Here is a 14,351-nt window from a genome sequence, read left to right on the forward strand (position 1 = left end):
GCACTTCTGTTAAATACCTTTTATGCGTCCTGTTTTTGCTGCCCGCGTTTATAAAATGCATCCGGGTAGGTTTTTTCGTAATACCCTTTCATTTCAACTTCATCAAGTGAAAGTGCCCGACGCAAATGAAACGAACATAAAATAACGGGAGCAATTAACACCACAACGGCACCGGAAATAACGGTAAACGGAACCACACCTAATAAACTGATATACCAGCCAGCAATGGCCACGCCAAAAGGGTTGGCCAGGCTGGATAAAAAGCCTGCCATGGCGCTCATTCTCGTTCGGTAATTACGGGGAGTTGCCGTTGAGCGCAGCGTACTGAGGTTGACGTTAATAAAAATAAACGCCATACCGCAAAAGAACGCCAGCAAAATAGACATATAGATATTTCCCATCAGGACAATTGCCATGACGCTGCTGCCCAACAGGACAAAGCCAGATAAAACATTCTTGAGCCGTCCCGCCCACGCTCTTACAAAAGCGTTTATATAAAGACTACTGGCAATGAGCCCCAGAGCAAATGAGAATTCAAACGCGCCAAGATAGGTGGCGGGAAGCTTTAATTCAGTGCTGATCCAGTAGGGTATCGTCACGGAAAAGAAAGGGAACATCGTAAAGTTAATAACAGAGGAGACCAGCGCAATATGAAGCTCAGATTTAACATGGTAAATTGCTTTAAATGCTCCCTTAGTTTTATAAAACCAGCTCTCCTTTTTGCCAGTTGAAACAGTGTCCACATCATATTTAAACCATAAAATAATAAATGCGATGCAGGATGATGCATAAACCAGCGCAGAAATATACAACGCAACACCAGCGGAAAAAAGTGAAATAAGCGAGGCCGCAATCACCGGCCCTATCAACATAATAAGGGAATTAATGGTCGAGCGGTGCGATATAGCTTGTGTCACTTCCCCTTCTGCAACGAGATCGGGAATAAGCCCCATATCAGTAAGTACATTCTCAATGCCGGTAATAACTCTGAGCACTTCCCCGGGATGTCACAACCACTTACCCGATTCCAGCCAGTTGCGAACTGCAGCGCTTAAACGTATGTTGATGATCATTCTGCTGGTTATTCATTGCGTTAGATAATGAGGAAAAATGGAATCACTGTTTGTTTACGGGACGCTTCGCCCCGGTCACTCGAATGCACATATTCTGGAAAATATCGGTGGAGAGTGGCTGCCGGGTTACGTTACGGGAACATTTTATGAATTTGGCTGGGGGGCCGCCGCCGAATTTCCTGGCATTGTGCTGGATAAAGACGGTTCCCGGGTTGATGGTTACCTGTTTGTATCCGCTAATCTCGCGGCGCACTGGACGATGCTGGACGAATTCGAAGAGGGCTACGATCGTGTTTGGGTGGATGTGACCACGCTCGACGGCAAGCATGTGACGGCATGGATTTATCAACTGCAACCGCAGGAAAAAGCATAGTATCGCTGTGATTAACAGCCATCATCGCAAAATGCCTCATGTCAGAGGCAAGTCTGCGAAACCTTTCTGTTGAACCAGGCTCCTCTTTTGCGGGGCTTGTGCCTCGCTAACCGTTAAGCCACAAAACGCTGGCGGTTTGCAAAATACCGGAACCTGTTCGAAGCAAATCCAACACCGGCGATACCGCTTCTCGCAGGCCGCCCCACGTCAGTAGCCCCCACCGTTATTAACCATGTTGAGTTGAACTCACAGCAGACCGCACAATTATTCGTTTTTCAAACCGCGCACTATCAATAATACTCATCGCGTAAGCCTGGCAGCGCGCTGCTATTTAAATATGAAACATGCGTGACGTTTTAAAAATGTTCATTTAAAGCACCTGTCATATACTGGCAGGCCATGCGTTATTTTCGACACGGGATTTATTAACAGTGATACAAAGCTGCCAGCACTATTTTCACTATCGCCAGTTAATACCGCACAATGAAATTCATAAGGCACATTAAATGACTTTAGAAATTTTAAATTATTTAATTGAAATTGCATCAAATAGCACCCAACCTTCTTCTGAAGCCCAGCGGAAGACGCATTATGATCACAGCCCGCCTGATGAGCTATCCACCTTTATTGCGGCACTCTCGTCTGAAAAAATGAATAGCGATATTTTGTCAAGAATGAAATATCGCTTACAGCTACTTTCAACTGCACAAAGAGATCATAAAAAAGCAGAAGAGTTGTTATTAGCCAACATATCATCTGATAAAGAAGCGTTCCCGTTAATTGATTTTACAGACTGGCCAATTGTCCGTTACGCCGTTTCAGGAGAATTACAAACTGCGGAATCAGAAGAGTATTTCAACACCATTTCTACGGCGGTGGCGACAATACGTTCCGCGATTGTTGATGGCGAACGCGCTAAAGGGGCTCCAACATTTTCTACTCTTGAAAAAGTCCTGGCGCTGAACAGCGCGTTACCTGAACGGTACAAAGCGATGGCAAATATCCTCTACTGATGTTTTGCACGCTCGGGGATGTTTGCGATGTCCGCTTCCGGCGGCGAGCGGACATAAAAAATGCACTTTCGCGCTTTTGAAAATCACGGCAACAGCGCTACTCGTTGCCCCACTGATTCAGAAACGTCGCAATCTCGTCAATACGCAGCGTGTCAATACCCGCTTCATTGGCCATTTCCTGCTGCGCCTCTTCACTGATTTCTTCGTTATTCATCAAACGGGTGATCAGTAGCTGAAAATAGTGCGCCAGCGCATCGCGTTCTGATTCTTTTACCGTTTTTTCGGTTTCCGTCGAATACTCATCAACGATGTCATAAAATTTAAGCGGTATTTCGTTACTCATACATTCCCCCGGAGGTTGAAATTGTTTGCAATGGTTATTACCACATCAAATCATCGGGCACTTTAAAATCAGCGTACGGATCATCTTCATCTTGATCTTCCTGACTAAGCGCGCTGTTTAACACAATACTGTTCGCATCCCGCTGAGCGATTTTATCGGCTACGATTGCGGGAATAATCGCATATTCACTTTCATCCTTGCCATCAACAACCAGACGAGCAATGGCGAGACGACCGCTAATCAATTGTGCCTGCGTATTTTTATCCACCACTATTTTTTTAATTAACTTATTATCTGTGAAATTAAAATCAATATTGCCTTTGGCAATAGTGATCCTGTTCATTTCAATAAGTTGCTTAACCTGCGCTTTATATTCTTTGGATAACGCCGCTTGTTTTTGTTGCTCGCTTAATTGCTTATCGCGCTCAAGCTGTGCTTTTTTATTCTCTTCCACGGCTTCTCTTGCTTCACGCGCCTGAACACGTGATTTTTTGGCAGTGCGCTGGACTTTGGCCATTTTCTTGCTGGTTACTAATCCCGCTTTGAGCATCTGCTCTTGTAAAGTGAGTTTTGTCATTTTCGTCTGTAAACCGGTTGAACATTGGGTCGGATTATAGCTGTAATTGCTGCGAAGAGACCAGATTGAGGAATCGGCTCATTACCCGCGAAGCGCAAACATTACGCTCGCCATTCCACACTCGCTCGGGGCGAAAGCATTGCTCTGGCGGGGCGGATTGAACAGAAAAACGAGAACCACAGCGAACAGTAAATGATGCCGAAACGCGGTTTAGAAAAACGCCGGTTTCGGCAGCAAACCAATCTGGATGTTTTTAGACGTTAAGCAGCTTAACCGTCGCATCCACGTCTATCTCGTCTTCGGAGAAAATCAGGGTCGTTCCCTGAAAAGTGGTGATTGCCAGTTTTTTTAGCGAACGCATTTCGCCAGGCTTAGTCGCGGATTTCGGCCGGATACTTCCCATCAGCGCGCCAACGGAGAGCACGGCATTGTCTTTATCGATGCGGGTATCGACAGGAACTTCTTCGCTGTATACCAGATAAGATTTGATCGACGTGAGCTTAATTCGTTCACCTGCGATATAAATGTATTTGCTTTCCGGGACAACTTTCACCGCATAAGCAGACAACCCTTTGTTGTTTGTCGTGGGTTCGAACGTTACCGCCGCATCTTTTTTAATCAACTCAGGGTTGGCGACCTTAATCACATGAAAGTAACGGTTTTCGCCGTTTTCATCTTTGATAAATCCAAAACCTTTATCTTTAAACCAGGTTGTGATCTTTCCGTTCATCGCCTTACCACCTACTTAATCGTTCATTTGCTCTGTTTTTTGCAGCGCGCAGTGTAAAGCACAATGCCTGCGCCGACTACGTCTTTGGCTCAAGTGTCGGTGATAAATTTCTGTACTGCAAAACGGAATGCGGCGCTTTACAAAGCGCCGCACGAAGAGAAAGTTATGCTTTCAACTGCCGTTTCACATCAATCACGCCAGCCCATCCCCGGCGCGACATGCTTGAGAATCGACTCAATCACGTGCGCATTATAATCCACGCCTAATTGATTCGGCACGGTCAGCAGTAGCGTATCTGCTTCGGCAATGGCCTCATCTTTTTTCAGCTGCTCGATCAATTTATCCGGTTCTGCGGCGTAGCTGCGGCCAAAAACAGCGCGGGTTTTCTCATCAAGAAAGCCGATTTTATCGCTGTCATCACGGCTGCCACCAAAGTAAGCCCGATCACGATCGTCCATGAGCGCGAAGATACTGCGGCTAACGGAGACGCGCGGCGTGCGTGAGTGCCCTGCTGCTTTCCAGGCTTCACGGTAGACCCGAATCTGCTGCGCCTGCTGGATATGGAACGGTTCTCCGGTTTCATCATCTTTCAGCGTGGAGCTTTGCAGGTTCATCCCCAGTTTTGCCGCCCAGACCGCTGTCGCGTTTGAGCCTGCGCCCCACCAGATACGTTCGCGCAAACCTTCAGACCAGGGTTCCGGGCGCAGCAAGCCTGGTGGGTTCGGGAACATCGGCTGCGGGTTCGGTTTGGCAAACCCTTCGCCGCGCAGCACATCCAGAAACGTTTCCGTATGATGGCGCGCCATATCCGCATCGGTTTCGCCTTCCGCCGGCTGATAGCCAAAATAGCGCCAGCCATCAATAACCTGTTCCGGTGAGCCCCGGCTGATACCCAACTGCAAACGACCGCCGGAAATCAAATCCGCCGCGCCGGCATCTTCCGCCATATACAACGGGTTTTCATAGCGCATATCAATAACGCCGGTGCCAATCTCTATTTTGTGGGTTTTGGCGCCAATAGCGGCCAGTAACGGGAAAGGTGAGCTGAGCTGACGGGCAAAGTGATGCACTCGGAAATACGCGCCGTCCGCACCAAGTTCTTCAGCGGCAACCGCCAGATCGATGGATTGCAGCAGCGTATCAGCCGCCGAACGCGTCGCAGACTGCGGCGAAGGTGTCCAGTGACCAAATGACAAAAATCCGATCTTCTTCATGGCGTCGTTGTCCTTCTGTTCAGAGAGGTAATCAGCAGACGGGGGAATTTCCCGTCAAGGATTGCCCTTACTCTACGCACTCCATAAGAAGAATAAATACCGATTGTTTAACCTTAAGGTTCAAATTTATTGATAAACCATTCTATAGCGGTTGTTTATCTAGCGGATGATTCACCGCAGGCGCACTAATATTTACCGGCATACCGGAACGGCGCTCCAGTTCCTGGCTTGCGCGGTTCGCATCGATGCCTTCGTCTTTCATTAGCGCATGTAGCACCGGAGTGGCAGGCAGCGGCACTTTATTGCTGGACTCAAACTCAGCGCGATTGCGAGATAGCGGTTCGTGAACTTCCACCCAACTGCTGCCATCCGGCTCGGTGGTGATTTTGACCGGCTGGTCGATAATCTGTACCCGTGTTCCCACAGGCACATTGTCGAAGAGGTATTTAATGTCATTGCTGCGTAAACGGATACAGCCCTGACTGACGCGCAACCCAATGCCAAAATTAGCGTTCGTGCCGTGAATAGCGTACAGCTTTCCGATATAGATAGCATAAAGCCCCATCGGGTTATCCGGCCCGGCAGGCACAAACGCAGGTAAGGTTTTTCCCTCTTTCTCGTACGCTTTCCGCGTATTCGCCGTAGGTGTCCAGGTCGGCCCTTCCTGCTTGCGTTCCACCGCAGTCACCCAGTTGCGCGGCGTTTCGCGTCCGGCCTGGCCGATGCCAATCGGTAAGATCTCGACCGTATTCGACTCTTTGGGGTAATAGTAGAGGCGCATTTCCGCAACGTTAATCACAATGCCTTCGCGAACAGTCGCAGGCAGGATCACCTGCTGCGGAATAACCAGTTGTGAACCGGCTTTCGGTAAAAAGGGATCGGCATCCGGGTTGGCTTCGAGCATATTACTCAGCCCCTGTCCGTATTTCGCGGCAAACGCTTCCAGCGGGAAGGTGTTGTCATGAGGAATGGTGATAGTTAACGGGCTGCCCACCAGACGGCTGCCTTCCGGCGGCAGCGGATAGCTCACAGCCTGCGCGCCCTGGGCGCAGAGTAACGCAACACAACAGCAAAAAAGTTTAACGCAGCGCATCATCTTATCCTCAGGCGCAACGGGTATGTGCTAATCATAGTTTGCTTCTATGGTTCTGCCTGTCACAACCGGGCAGTCTGTTTAGTAAAAAATCATCTCCCGCTCGCGCTTCGTTTAAGACTATTCCGACATAATGAAATGTTCATATCTTTGAAAATTACAACCGCGTTTACAAAAACTTGCATTTGGGAAAGGGAATTATGTGGGATAAAAATGCCGCAGTTGAGTATGCGCGCAAACACGCGCACGCGGGGAGTCTTCATAAATGCGCTTTCGCCGTCAGGAAAGCGATTGAAGCGGGAGGTATTATCGGTGTTCGCGCAAATTATGCCAAAGATCTAGGTGCCAGCCTGCTTCATGCCGGCTTTTATGAAATCACTGGCCAACCGCAAACTGGCGATGTAGCTGTCATTCAGGGTATCCCGGAGAGCGTTCCCGGTCATACCTGTATTTTTGATGGTAAGGTGTGGATCAGCGATTTTGTTCAACATTCGGGTATGTATCCCGGTGCCGCTTACAGAAAGCATAACCCGGCATTCAAAATTTACAGGCATGATTAATATGAAAAAACTTTCGCTATTATTGCTGTTGATATCAACAGCGACTTGGGCCGAACACTCCCCAATTGATATTGCACAGCAGCAGGCCCTTACATTTAACAAATGGTATATCGCGCAGGTTGTTGAGGATAAATCTCCACCGCTGGACGGGCATGAAATCGATAAATATGTCACCGCAAGCACGCTGAAAAAGCTACGTCACGCGGCAAAAACAGATGAAGCCGCGTATGGAGGGGATTTTTTCATCGGCACGCAGGATTTTGATGACGACTGGCCAGGCAATGTGAATGTATTGCAGACCCTTGTTGACCCTGTCTGTACTAACGTGTTTGTTGCCTTCGGTAAAGACAAAAAACATGTTGTCGTGGATTGCATGGTTAAAGAAGCGGGTACCTGGAAAATCCAGTCCGTCACAGGGACAGATATTATTGCTGCTCAGTAAACAACGCTTTCCGGGTTCTTTGTTGCTGAAATAGCGGATGACAAAGAAAACACGCTCCAGCAAGCGTATTGAAAGCCCTACTCATCTTTTTTGCCTGCTTTGAAGGATTAACGTCCCGAAAGAATAAGGCTGAGTCACACCTGCCACCGACTATCTTCAGAGGTGATGAGCTGGCGCTCAGTTTGCAAGAAAAAACCCCGCCGAGGCGGGGTTTTTGTTTTAACACTTTCAGGTTAGCCTTTGCTGCGGCTGGCGATGATGTCGTCCGCCACGTTGCGCGGCGCTTCCGCATAGTGGTGGAACTCCATGCTGTAGGTCGCGCGGCCTTGCGACATGGATCGCAGCGTGGTCGAGTAGCCGAACATTTCAGCCAGCGGCACATCGGCGCGGATAATCTGGCTACCGAACCGCTCTTCCATGCCCTGCACCATCCCGCGACGGGAAGAGAGATCGCCCATGATGTTCCCGGCGTACTCTTCCGGTGTTTCCACTTCCACATGCATAATCGGCTCAAGGATTGCCGGATCGGCTTTGCGCGCGCCCTCTTTAAAGCCAAAGATCGCCGCCATGCGGAAGGCCATTTCCGAGGAGTCGACATCGTGATAGGAACCGAATGTCAGGGTTGCCTTCACATCGACCACCGGGTAACCCGCCAGCACGCCGTTGTTCATGGCTTCGCGCAGGCCTTTTTCCACGGAGGGAATATACTCGCGCGGCACCACGCCGCCTTTGGTGGCGTCTTCAAATACAAAGCCGCTACCCGGCTCCAGCGGTTCAAGCGTCAGAACCACATGACCATACTGACCTTTACCGCCGGACTGGCGCACAAATTTACCTTCGATATCCTTCACGGTTTTACGCAAGGTTTCGCGGTATGTGACCTGCGGGCGACCGATATTCGCCTCCACGCCAAACTCACGTTTCATGCGGTCAACAATAATTTCCAGATGCAACTCGCCCATCCCGGAAATAATCGTCTGTCCGGATTCCTCGTCAGTATGCAGGCGGAATGACGGATCTTCCGACGCCAGCCGTTGCAAGGCGATGCCCATTTTCTCCTGATCCGCTTTAGTTTTCGGCTCAATAGCGAGCGAAATCACCGGCTCAGGAAACTCCATGCGCTCCAGCGTGATCACTTTATCCGGGTCGCTTAACGTGTCACCGGTGGTGACATCTTTCAGGCCGACGCAGGCGGCAATATCACCGGCGCGCAGCTCATCCACTTCGTGGCGATCATTGGCATGCATCTGCACGATACGTCCGATACGCTCTTTCTTGCCTTTCACCGGGTTGTAAACTGCATCCCCTTTTTTCAGCACGCCGGAATAGACGCGGATAAAGGTAAGCTGGCCAACATACGGGTCGGTCATCAGTTTAAACGCCAGCGCCGAGAACGGTTCGTCGTCATTCGCATGGCGCTCTGCCGGTTGGCCTTTTTCATCCACGCCCTGAATAGCAGGGATATCCAGCGGCGACGGCATCAGTTCTACCACCGCGTCGAGCATGCGCTGGACGCCTTTATTTTTAAAGGCGCTGCCGCACAGCATCGGCTGAATTTCCCCGGCAACAGTGCGTTTGCGCAGGCCGGCAATAATTTCCGCTTCGTCGAGCGAGCCGGTTTCCAGATATTTATCCATCAGCTCGTCACTGGCTTCCGCCGCCGCGGAGATCATCTTCTCACGCCACTCCAGCGCGGTTGCCATGAGGTCATCCGGCACCGGGCCATAGCTGAAAGTCATGCCCTGCGTCGCGTCATCCCAGATGATTTCGCGCATTTTGATCAAATCCACCACGCCGGTGAAATGCTCTTCTGCGCCGATAGGGATCACAATCGGCACCGGGTTGGCTTTCAGGCGGTCGATCATCATCTGCACCACGCGGAAAAAATCCGCGCCGGGTCTGTCCATCTTGTTGACGAACGCGAGACGCGGCACGTGGTATTTATTAGCCTGACGCCACACGGTTTCCGACTGCGGCTGCACGCCACCCACGGAGTCATACACCATTACCGCGCCGTCGAGCACACGCATGGAACGTTCCACTTCAATGGTGAAATCCACGTGCCCGGGGGTGTCGATAATATTAATGCGGTGCGGCTCAAAACCCCGGTCCATACCAGGCCAGAAGCAGCTTACCGCCGCAGACGTAATGGTAATGCCGCGCTCTTGCTCCTGCGCCATCCAGTCGGTTGTTGCCGCGCCATCGTGTACTTCACCCAGTTTGTGGCTCATCCCGGTGTAAAACAGAATGCGCTCAGTAGTGGTTGTTTTACCGGCATCGATATGCGCGGAGATACCGATGTTACGATAACGTTCGAGGGGGATGGGTCGGGGCATGATGCGTCCTTAGTCATTTGACTGTTAGTTCGCGACCGGAATTGGCCGCTATTCATTCACGGCATCTATAATAGTACAACTGTACGAGTATATTCGAACTATTTTTGCTATTCTTACGATTGGTTGAGCCGCGATTGACCTCGTGGCTTTCGCAAAGCAGTTTGCGTATAGTACCGGCCCAGCCGCCGATACGGGCTGCTGCTTTTCCAGCACAGCCACCGCCGACACAGGAAGATTATGATCGCTAACCACCCCGAACGTGAGCAATTTCGCCTTGAAAATGTGCTCTTTGCCCTTGGCAATCCCCTGCGCCTGGCGATGATCAAGCGGCTTGCCGACGGCAGCGAATTAAGTTGTAACGCCCTGCGCCCGGAAGATGTGGCGAAATCCACGATGACGCACCACTGGCGCGTCCTGCGCGATAGCGGCGTGGTCTGGCAGCGCCCGCAGGGTCGGGAAAATATGATCTCCCTGCGCCGCGAAGATCTCGACGCCTGCTATCCGGGTTTGCTGGATACGCTGTTGCAGGCAATGCAAAAAGAGGGGTAATGCCGGGCAAGTCAAAACTCCCCCGGCAACGGACATCGTTATTTCGTCTCCGGCAGCACGATATTGCTCGCTGCCAGCGTACCCATGTGGTTATAGATCGCGCAGGCCGCATCAACCAGTTGCATCGCCAGCGCCGCCCCGCTCCCTTCGCCTAAACGCATGCCCATATTGAGATACGGTTCCAGCCCTAAATGTTCCAGCGCCAGGCGCGCCCCTTTTTCCGCCGACAGGTGCGAAGGGATCAGATACGGTTTTACCTGTGGCGCCATGCGGCACGCCGCCAGCGCCGACGCGTAAGAAAGGAAACCGTCCAGCACCACCGGCAGACCACAAGACGCCGCGCCAAGCATCACGCCGGTCATTCCCAGCAGATCGTATCCCCCCACTTTTGCCAGCACCTCAAGGCCATCGGCGGGATTGGGCTGGTTGACGGCAATTGCTTTACGCACTACCTGCGCTTTATGCCCGAGCAGGTTTTCCGGCAAATTTGCGCCAATGCCAACCACATGTTCAGGTTCTTCGCCGGTCAGCACGCTGACAATCGCCGCCGCCGGTGTGGTATTGGCCATGCCGAGTTCACCGACGCCAAAGAGCTTCACGCCTTGCGCCGCCAGCTCTCGGGTGTAGCGCATCGTTTCCAGCAGCAATGCTTCAGCTTGCTGCGGGCTCATTGCCGGGCCGGTGGCGATATTGCCGCTGCCGCGCGCGACTTTCATATTCACCAGGCCGGGGATCGGATCGGCATCAATGCCAACATCCAGCACATGTACTTTCGCACCGGCCTGCGCGGCCAGAACGCAAACGCCCGTCGTCGCCTGCGTCATGTTCGCCGCCTGAATCGCAGTGACAACCTGCGGTGATACCGCCACGCCCTCATGCCAGACACCATGATCGGCACAGAGCACCACAATGGCTTTCTCACCGCTACGTGGCGTGCCGTTTAACCCCGGCATTCCCGCCAGTTGTACCGCTAATGCTTCCAGTCGCCCGAGGCTGCCAACCGGCTTCAGTAAACCATCCAGGTGGCGCTGTGCCTGCGCCATTGCTACATCATTGGGGGTCGGGATACTTGCCAGTAGTGTCGTCAATGTCTGCATGTTGTTTCTCGTTATGTTGCGGGCTGTTCAGAGCAGCGCCAGAAGAAATACCACTTCGCCAAGTTCAATCGCGGCGCCCAGCGTGTCGCCGGTTTGCCCACCCAGCGTGCGTTTAAGCATCTGCCCCAGCAGGAAGATCGCCGCCAGCGTCACCAGCAGCGCAATAATTCCTTTCAAGCCCAATGTGGCTATTGCCAGCAACGCAGTGATGGTCAGCGTAACCAGCGTGTCTCTGCCGGAAACTTTACCGATAAACAGGTTGCCCAGCCCCTCTTCGCGCGCATAGCGATGGCCGAACATCAGTAACACCGAGCAACCACGCCCGGCGGCGCAGGCCATCGCCAGTGCGGCAATGATGCTGACACCGCGCAGTTGCAGCTCGCTGATAACCAGGATTTTGGCGACCAGCACAAACACCAGCGCCAGGCCACCGTGGGTACCAAGTCGGCTGTCATGCATGATTTCCAGCATCCGTTCGCGTCGACGCGCGGAAAAGATACCGTCGCAGGTGTCCGCCAGACCATCCAGATGAAAGCCTCCGGTTAGCAAGGCCAGCGCCAGCACGCCAAAAAGCGCCGCCAGCGGCACGCCGCACCAGGGTTGTAACGCCAGTACGACAACACCGCTGAGCGCCCCGAGCAGCAGCCCGACCAATGGAAAGGTCACAATACCGCGCACATATTCCGCGACATCCAGCCCCTGCACACAACGGCCAGGCACCGGCAAACGGCTGATAAAAGAGAGCGTGGCGAAAAATAATTTGATCATTTGATTTTGACTCCAATCCCTGACACCACCAGCCAGACGTGATCTGCCGCCTGCGCCAGTCGCTGGTTGACGCGCCCGGCGATATCGCGAAAATGCCGCGCCAGCCGGTTTTCCGGCACAATGCCCATACCTACTTCATTGGTCACCAGCACCACCGGCGACGGGCACGCCGCACAGGCGGCAATCAGGTGTTCAATCTCGTGCTGAACCTGCGCTTCCAGCGCGGCGTAATCCCAGTTATCCGGGTCGTCGCCCGCGCCAGAAGCAAACAGCAGATTGGTGACAAGCGTCGTAATGCATTCCAGCAATACCGCTTCGTCAGGATCGTTATGCGGGGTAATGACGGCTGACAACTGTTGCCAGCGCTCTTCGGTGCGCCAGTGTCGGGGGCGTTCCTGCCGGTGGTGCTCAATCCGCGTCGCCATTTCGTCATCAACGATTTGCGAAGTGGCGATATAGAGCACCGTTTTTGCATCCGCGACCAGCGATTCAGCATGACGGCTTTTGCCGCTGCGCGCGCCGCCGGTAACAAGGGTTAACATGCTTGCTCCTGATGTTGCTGCATAATTTGATAAATACGATCAATGTCCACATGCTGACGCATGGCGTCGGCGAGGATATCAAACTGCTGCGCTTTGTACTGCGCGTAATCAACGCGCGCATCCAGCGGCGGCAGCCCTTTGCGCTGACGCAGCCCGTTAAGCAGTGTGCGGGTGAACGTGTCGCTATCGAACAAGCCATGCAGATAGGTGCCAAACACCAGACCGTCACGGCTGACTGCGCCATCTGCCACACGCTGCCCCGCTTTTTGTAGCCATAACGCCGGCTGGCAACCATTGCTGCGCGTGGTTTCACCCAGATGAATTTCATACCCGCGCACCGTTAGCCCGGCGCACGGCGCCAGCCAGCCGGGGAGCGTCTCCTGCAAACTCGCGTCGACTCGGGTGGTGGTTTTGTCGCGGGCAAATCGCGTCACCGTCTCCAGAAGCCCCAGCCCTGGCTGTTGCCCCAGTCCGGACTCCACCTCATCAATAATGGTTTCGCCAAGCATTTGATACCCGCCACAGACGCCAATAATCGGCACACCTGCACGATGACGTTCCAGCACTGCTTTCGCCAGCCCGCTTTCGCGCAGCCAGTTGAGATCGCCAAGGGTGTTTTTACTACCAGGGAGGATTAGCAGATCGGCGCTATGCAGCTCCTCCGGCGTGCGCACGTAGTGAACGCGTACGTCGGGCTGAGCAGCGAGCGCATTGAAATCGGTGAAATTAGAGATATGCGGGAGTTGCACCACGGCGATATTCAGCGCCCGCTCGCCGGTGCGCAAGTATTTCCCGCGCTGTAACGCCACGCCGTCTTCATCTTCAAGGTCGACCTCCAGCCACGGCATTACGCCAATCACCGGTACGCCGGTCAACTCTTCAATCTGCTTAATTCCCGGGGTAAGCAGCGCGACATCGCCGCGAAATTTATTGATGATCACCCCTTTCACCCGCCAGCGTTCATGCTCCTGTAATAGCGCCAGCGTGCCGTAAATCGCGGCAAAAACGCCGCCTCTGTCAATATCCGCCACCAGAATGACCGGGCAAGCGGCCATCTCTGCCATGCCCATATTGACGATATCCCGGTCGCGCAGGTTGATCTCCGCCGGGCTGCCCGCGCCCTCCAGCACCAGCGCGTCATACTCCTGCGCCAGGCTCTGGTAAACCTGGATAATCTGCTCGCGCAGCCGCGGTTTATAGTCGTGATAACTCACGGCGTCCATATCGGTGGCGACTTTGCCCATCAGCACCACTTGCGCTTTGCGATCGCTGGTCGGTTTGAGCAGCACCGGGTTCATGCGCACATCCGGCTGGATACCCGCCGCTTCGGCCTGAAATATCTGCGCGCGCCCCATCTCCTGGCCGTTCGCAGTGATACCCGAATTGAGCGCCATGTTCTGCGATTTAAACGGCGCGGTTCTTAACCCGTCCTGATGAAAAATACGGCACAGCCCCGCCACCAGCACGCTTTTGCCCACGTCCGATGCGGTGCCCTGCAGCATAATGGCCTGCGTCATGACGCCTCCTTAACCTGCGTCGCCCGCATGCGGGCATGTTTGCACAGCGGCACTGCTGCCCGCCGTGCCGTTTTACTTCTCACCAGCCATGTAGAATAAAGCAATGTCATGGCTGGCGATAATA

16 protein-coding genes are annotated in these 14,351 nt (G+C 52.9%); 5 read left to right on the forward strand and 11 right to left on the reverse strand.

Annotated elements, in window-relative coordinates; all coding sequences use genetic code 11:
- Positions 1-20: 20 nt before the first annotated feature.
- Positions 21-995: an MFS transporter gene (locus H650_RS04955; protein WP_238328378.1), complete on the reverse strand. Its 975-nt coding sequence runs from the start codon at positions 993-995 to the stop codon at positions 21-23.
- 115 nt (positions 996-1,110) lie between these two features.
- Here H650_RS04955 and H650_RS04960 point away from each other — a divergent pair, with 115 nt between their 5' ends.
- Together H650_RS04960 and H650_RS04965 are read left to right on the forward strand one after the other, a co-directional pair.
- Entirely contained in the window at positions 1,111-1,446 is a 336-nt protein-coding gene (locus H650_RS04960; RefSeq protein ID WP_020454234.1) for a gamma-glutamylcyclotransferase family protein, read from the forward strand.
- Positions 1,447-1,952: 506 nt separating this feature from the next.
- Positions 1,953-2,459, forward strand: coding sequence for a hypothetical protein (locus H650_RS04965; RefSeq protein WP_020454235.1), 507 nt, complete (start codon positions 1,953-1,955; stop codon positions 2,457-2,459).
- 97 nt (positions 2,460-2,556) lie between these two features.
- On the opposite strand, the gene H650_RS04970 is transcribed toward H650_RS04965, so the two are convergent.
- The 5 genes from H650_RS04970 to ldtA form a co-directional block, all read right to left on the reverse strand.
- Positions 2,557-2,802, reverse strand: a complete 246-nt coding sequence (locus H650_RS04970; protein WP_020454236.1) for a DUF2543 family protein — start codon at positions 2,800-2,802, stop codon at positions 2,557-2,559.
- Positions 2,803-2,839: 37 nt separating this feature from the next.
- Positions 2,840-3,379 carry a DUF2058 domain-containing protein gene (locus H650_RS04975; RefSeq protein ID WP_044489404.1) on the reverse strand — a complete coding sequence of 180 codons (540 nt, stop codon included), beginning with the start codon at positions 3,377-3,379 and terminating at the stop codon, positions 2,840-2,842.
- 253 nt (positions 3,380-3,632) lie between these two features.
- Positions 3,633-4,109 (reverse strand): cold-shock protein, encoded by a 477-nt coding sequence (locus H650_RS04980; protein WP_020454238.1) that lies wholly within the window; start codon positions 4,107-4,109, stop codon positions 3,633-3,635.
- A 188-nt stretch (positions 4,110-4,297) separates the two neighbouring features.
- Positions 4,298-5,323 carry an LLM class flavin-dependent oxidoreductase gene (locus tag H650_RS04985; protein ID WP_020454239.1) on the reverse strand — a complete coding sequence of 342 codons (1,026 nt, stop codon included), beginning with the start codon at positions 5,321-5,323 and terminating at the stop codon, positions 4,298-4,300.
- 142 nt (positions 5,324-5,465) lie between these two features.
- Complete coding sequence (gene ldtA / locus H650_RS04990; RefSeq protein WP_020454240.1) at positions 5,466-6,416, reverse strand: L,D-transpeptidase; 951 nt, start codon at positions 6,414-6,416, stop codon at positions 5,466-5,468.
- 200 nt (positions 6,417-6,616) lie between these two features.
- Here ldtA and H650_RS04995 point away from each other — a divergent pair, with 200 nt between their 5' ends.
- Both H650_RS04995 and H650_RS05000 read left to right on the forward strand, forming a co-directional pair.
- Positions 6,617-6,976 carry a hypothetical protein gene (locus H650_RS04995; RefSeq protein WP_020454241.1) on the forward strand — a complete coding sequence of 120 codons (360 nt, stop codon included), beginning with the start codon at positions 6,617-6,619 and terminating at the stop codon, positions 6,974-6,976.
- A gap of 1 nt (position 6,977) precedes the next feature.
- The gene (locus tag H650_RS05000) at positions 6,978-7,418 is read left to right on the forward strand and encodes a DUF3828 domain-containing protein (protein WP_020454242.1); all 441 of its coding nucleotides are present in this window, start codon (positions 6,978-6,980) and stop codon (positions 7,416-7,418) included.
- Between the two features lie 233 nt (positions 7,419-7,651).
- Here H650_RS05000 and fusA read toward each other — a convergent pair whose 3' ends face one another.
- Complete coding sequence (fusA, locus tag H650_RS05005; RefSeq protein WP_020454243.1) at positions 7,652-9,754, reverse strand: elongation factor G; 2,103 nt, start codon at positions 9,752-9,754, stop codon at positions 7,652-7,654.
- A gap of 237 nt (positions 9,755-9,991) precedes the next feature.
- Between fusA and H650_RS05010 the strand changes: the two genes are divergently transcribed.
- Positions 9,992-10,303, forward strand: coding sequence for an ArsR/SmtB family transcription factor (locus H650_RS05010; protein WP_020454244.1), 312 nt, complete (start codon positions 9,992-9,994; stop codon positions 10,301-10,303).
- A 38-nt stretch (positions 10,304-10,341) separates the two neighbouring features.
- Here the strand turns inward: H650_RS05010 and cobT are convergent, their stop codons facing one another.
- From cobT to H650_RS05030, 4 genes are read right to left on the reverse strand one after another with little or no spacing between them, the layout of a single operon-like run.
- Positions 10,342-11,400: a nicotinate-nucleotide--dimethylbenzimidazole phosphoribosyltransferase gene (gene cobT / locus H650_RS05015; protein ID WP_044489406.1), complete on the reverse strand. Its 1,059-nt coding sequence runs from the start codon at positions 11,398-11,400 to the stop codon at positions 10,342-10,344.
- A gap of 27 nt (positions 11,401-11,427) precedes the next feature.
- Positions 11,428-12,168: an adenosylcobinamide-GDP ribazoletransferase gene (cobS, locus tag H650_RS05020; protein WP_020454246.1), complete on the reverse strand. Its 741-nt coding sequence runs from the start codon at positions 12,166-12,168 to the stop codon at positions 11,428-11,430.
- Complete coding sequence (gene cobU, locus H650_RS05025) at positions 12,165-12,710, reverse strand: bifunctional adenosylcobinamide kinase/adenosylcobinamide-phosphate guanylyltransferase (protein WP_020454247.1); 546 nt, start codon at positions 12,708-12,710, stop codon at positions 12,165-12,167. Before cobU ends, cobS begins: the two co-directional genes overlap by 4 nt.
- Entirely contained in the window at positions 12,704-14,227 is a 1,524-nt protein-coding gene (locus H650_RS05030) for a cobyric acid synthase (RefSeq protein ID WP_020454248.1), read from the reverse strand. The genes cobU and H650_RS05030 overlap by 7 nt, the downstream gene beginning before the upstream one ends.
- Between the last annotated feature and the right edge of the window lie 124 nt (positions 14,228-14,351).

This window comes from Enterobacter sp. R4-368 (genome assembly GCF_000410515.1).
GTDB lineage: Bacteria > Pseudomonadota > Gammaproteobacteria > Enterobacterales > Enterobacteriaceae > Kosakonia.